The organism is bacterium, from assembly GCA_040755795.1.
Lineage (GTDB): Bacteria > UBA9089 > CG2-30-40-21 > CG2-30-40-21 > SBAY01 > JBFLXS01.
This window is the reverse complement of sequence record JBFLXS010000337.1, coordinates 1-4,569: the sequence shown is the minus strand read 5'-3', so window position 1 is coordinate 4,569 and position 4,569 is coordinate 1. Positions and strand designations below refer to the sequence as shown.

Genomic DNA, 4,569 nt, shown 5'->3' with positions numbered 1-4,569 from the left:
GATACTATAGCGGTTATTAACTGAAAGTTTACATAGGATAATACCCATAAATAAGGCATGAGAATAATCGTTCCGTTAGGAACATAATATCGGTAGGAATAGATAGACAAATCAATCAGTTCCGTAGGAACGATATATTGGTAGAAAATTTAATTCTAAGTAAAGTTTTGAGTAACTATTCACCACGAAGAACATGAAGAAAATTAGATGGTCTCTGAAATTAACCATTCCTATCAGTCCAGAAAGCAAATTCCTATCAGTTAAATTCCTATCAGTTCAGTTCAGTTAAAGAGTAATCATGCGAGTAAAAGTTTGTTTAATGGTCATAATCTTATTAGGTATATTACTCCGAGTAATAAATATTACTAATCCTTTATTAGATCGTGCTGGGTGGCGCCAGACAGATACAGCAGCTATTGCCAGAAACTTTTACTATAATAATTTCAATATATTCTATCCTCAAATAGATTGGGGAGGTAATTCTTCTGGTTATGTAGAGACTGAATTTCAACTCTTCCCTTTTATAGCGGCATTACTTTATAAAATAACTGGTGTTCAAGAATGGATAGGTAGATTATTAGCTATTTTTTTCTCTGTTGGCTCTATGTGGTTGATTTATCGACTATCAAAAAAATACTTAGGGATAAAAACTGCCCTTTTCTCTACTATCTTCTTTGCAATCTGTCCACTCAATATATATTATAGTCGAACATTTATGCCAGAATCAACTATGAGCTTTTTCTCTATTGCCTTCATATACTATTTTAGCCAATGGTTAGATAATGAAAAATGGGCTAATTTCTTATTAACTGGGTTATGTGGAATCTTGGCACTATTAATCAAAATCCCTACTCTTTATTTAGGATTACCAATTCTATATTTAGCCTATATAAAATATAACAAATCTTTATTTATAAAATGGAAATTGTGGTTACTTGCAGGTATAATTTTATTACCCACTATATTATGGTATTACCATGCTCACCAAATATTCAAAGAATATAGTCTTACTTTTGGCATCTGGGATATCGGCCAGGATAAATGGGGAAATATTCAGATATGGACAGACAAGAAGTTTTATATAACATTGTTTCATAGGTTTAAAGGGGAGGTGTTAACTCCCATAGGTTTATGCTTATTTTTATTTGGTATTATTTTAAAAGTTAGACAAAAAGAAGAGTTTCTTTTCCACTTTTGGCTTATAGGGATAATCATTTACTTTTTTGTTGTGGCAGCAGGCAATATGGAACATAATTATTATCAATTGCCGTTAGTCTCAGTAGCTTCCATATTCATTGGAAAATCATTAATATTGTTTATCAATAAAAAATTACTGTATGAAAAGGTGATTGGTTGGATTATTATTACTATTGCTTTTTTATCCATCTCTTTGTTTTCGTATAAAGCTATTAAAAGTTTTTATTTTTGGTCTCGTCCTATATATTTTGCAGGAAAATCAGTAGATAAATTAGTTGAAAAAGACATCTTAATTATTGTTAGTTACGATACACATCACGGTCCAGAGCTACTATATTATTGTAAGAGGAAAGGATGGTATATTAAATTCTCTGATATTAATCCTCAAATTGTTGAAACCTATAGAAGACAAGGAGCTAAATATTTAGTAATTGCCTTTGAGCGATTTCATGTAGATGCTTTTTTAATGAAATACAACAATCTGGATTTCTTGCGTAATGACTATAGATTTATCAAATCATCTAAGAGAAATTTCATCATCTTTGACTTAAGAAGTAATACTAAGTTGCACTAATATCAGCTCTTCCCCGACTTTTTTATTGGTAACCGGTAGGTATTGAAGGAAGAATAATCTTTCTTACGGATGAGGAGTATCTACGATTTTTAGAGTGTATAGAGAGAGGTTATGTGGAGAAATGTAATAATTATTCTCCTTGTATTTTTAAAAATAGAGATAGTGTGGGGACAAAATACGGTCATCATTAATGAAGTAATGTTTGATGTCCCCTCTTTTGTCGGAGACTCTAAAGGTGAATGGGTAGAACTTTATAATCCTACACAAGAGGAGATTGATATTTCTAAATGGATATTTAATGATGGCACAAAGGATAAAATCATTCTTGCATCCACAACTATTAAATCCTATGACTATTTAGTGCTAATAGAAGATAAAGATACATTTAATAAATATGGTTACCCGGACCAAATAAATATAGTTGAATTAGGGAATTTCTCGTTAGATGATAACACAGATACCTTAACTTTAAAGGATAATTTAACCCCTGTCAATATATTAAGTTATGATAATGATTGGGGAGCAGGCACCGTTAATAGTGGTCGGACATTAGAAAAGATTTATCCATTGGGCTCAAATACTGACTTCTATTGGGATTCCTCTAAAACCCCTTACCCTTATGGGACTCATGGAAAACAAAATAGTGTTTATTTAGATGTTCCTGCTATTCAAGGGGTTAAGTTACTTATCAATGAGATAATGTTTTCTACGAGCAATGATTGGGTTGAAGTTTATTGTGTAGATGATGGGAATAAAGGTAATGGTGCCGAAATAAAAGGGGTTTATTTTAACGATTTAGATGGTGATGAAGATAAGATAATTGGGAGTTGCACGATTAAAACAGGTGAGTTTTTATTGTTACATTATGGGCTCGCAGGACAAGATAACACCTATGGAATTAATGGTCGGATAAACCTCTTTACGGATAAAGAATCCATCACTTCAACTACTGACCAGATGGTTCTTTTTAATCTCCTCGATGAGATAATAGATGGAGTTTGTTGGGCAAATGATACCCCACCCGCAGATGAAGATAAAGATAGAAATGAGCTGATTAACTCTTTGAAATGGCAAGGAGAGGCAATAGATAGCACAAAAGTCTCTGCCGGGCAGTCAATAGCAAGAAATGCCCTTTCAGATACCAACTCTAAAAATGATTGGTATGTTTCTATTCCGACGTCAGGTCTGCCCAATGAGATAATTTCATCTGCGGAAAAACCTCCTGAAATCAGGATAGTAACGATAATAAATAAGACCTTATGTCCAGAAGAAGGAAAGAACTTTAGCCTTATTTACTCGCTCTCAAAATCCAGCTATGTTTCCATCAGAATCTATGATATTCGAGGAAGATTAGTTAAAAGATTAATCGAACAAGAATATAAAATACCAAAGGAAGACTATAGTATTACCTGGAATGGTCAAGATGAAGAGGGAGATATTCTACCAATCGGTGTCTATATTTGCTATTTAGAGGCAGTGGGAGAAGGTGGTGCTTCTTCTGATAAAGTAACGCTGATTTTAGCTAAGAGGTTATAAGGCTATTGTAATCGGTAACCATTCAGGGATATAGCCACAGAGTCACAGAGAACACAGAGGGAATATATAACCACGAATGAACACGAATAATAAAAAGATTTGTAGTGCGAGGCTTTAGCCTCGCTTCTGGCAAGCAGGAAAGCGAACCTAAAGGTTCGCACTACATTTATCGAATGTCACAGGTTAATTCGTGTCCTTATGTAGCTAATTTCTCTAATTCTCTGTGAACTCTGTGCCTCTGTGGCTGAACGGTTACGAAAATAGTAGGTAGGAGATAGGAGGTGGGAGATAGAAAGATAGGCGTGAGGAGTGATGTTTTCTTTACTTTCTACTCTCTACTCTCTACTTCCTATTTTCAGGAGAAGTCAATGAGAGTTCTTGATTTAATTGTAAAAACCTCTTGACAATTCCAAAAATATATGTAAAATGGAACTATGTATTCCAGATTAATAAAACCACCTGAAGATAAAAGTTTCTTTTTATTTGGTCCGCGTGGGACAGGAAAGACGACCTGGGTTAAGTCAACCTTTGCTGGTGCGATTTATTTAGATCTATTAGAAGCAGAGTTATTTAATGACCTCCTTGCCAATCCCGGGAGGTTGGAGAATCTTATCCCCAGGAATTTTAAAGATTGGATTATTATAGACGAAGTCCAACGGGTTCCTGAACTTCTAAATGAAATCCACAGACAGATTGAGAAATACAGGTATAAATTTATTTTGACTGGCTCAAGTGCCAGAAAATTAAGAAAAAAAGGTCCGAATTTGCTTGCTGGCAGGGCATTGCGATATTCTCTCCACCCCCTTACAGTCGCAGAAATAGGTGAGGATTTCAAACTAAACCACTCTTTAATATATGGACAATTGCCTTGTGTCTATACTGAATCTGATGCCAAACGATACCTGGAAAATTATGTTAAAACCTATCTGCAGGAAGAAGTTCAGCAGGAAGGATTAACAAGAAACTTAGGTGCATTTTACCGCTTCCTGGAATCTGCGAGTTTTTCACAAGCATCTGTTTTAAATACTTCATCAATAAGCCGTGATTGTGCTATTGAGCGTAAGGTAGTGGAAAACTATTTTACGATATTAGAAGACCTCCTGATAGCCTATAAACTACCTGTCTTTACTAAAAGCGGAACTTCCCCTCAAAGATGGACCATAAAATGGTGCTAACCTTTTAATAATCAAGGGGATAGGCAAGTTTTAGACCTTAAAAGCGTGCATACGAATATTTTTAAAAAAAATTTTATTATTTTTAAA

3 protein-coding genes are annotated in these 4,569 nt (G+C 34.3%); all 3 read left to right on the top strand.

Annotation, left to right across the window (positions count from 1 at the left end; all coding sequences use genetic code 11):
• Positions 1-298 precede the first annotated feature (298 nt).
• Positions 299-1,771, top strand: coding sequence for a glycosyltransferase family 39 protein (locus tag AB1414_16100; protein ID MEW6608942.1), 1,473 nt, complete (start codon positions 299-301; stop codon positions 1,769-1,771).
• Between the two features lie 111 nt (positions 1,772-1,882).
• Positions 1,883-3,307 (top strand): lamin tail domain-containing protein, encoded by a 1,425-nt coding sequence (locus tag AB1414_16095; protein MEW6608941.1) that lies wholly within the window; start codon positions 1,883-1,885, stop codon positions 3,305-3,307.
• Positions 3,308-3,741: 434 nt separating this feature from the next.
• Positions 3,742-4,482: an AAA family ATPase gene (locus AB1414_16090; GenBank protein ID MEW6608940.1), complete on the top strand. Its 741-nt coding sequence runs from the start codon at positions 3,742-3,744 to the stop codon at positions 4,480-4,482.
• Positions 4,483-4,569: the final 87 nt, after the last annotated feature.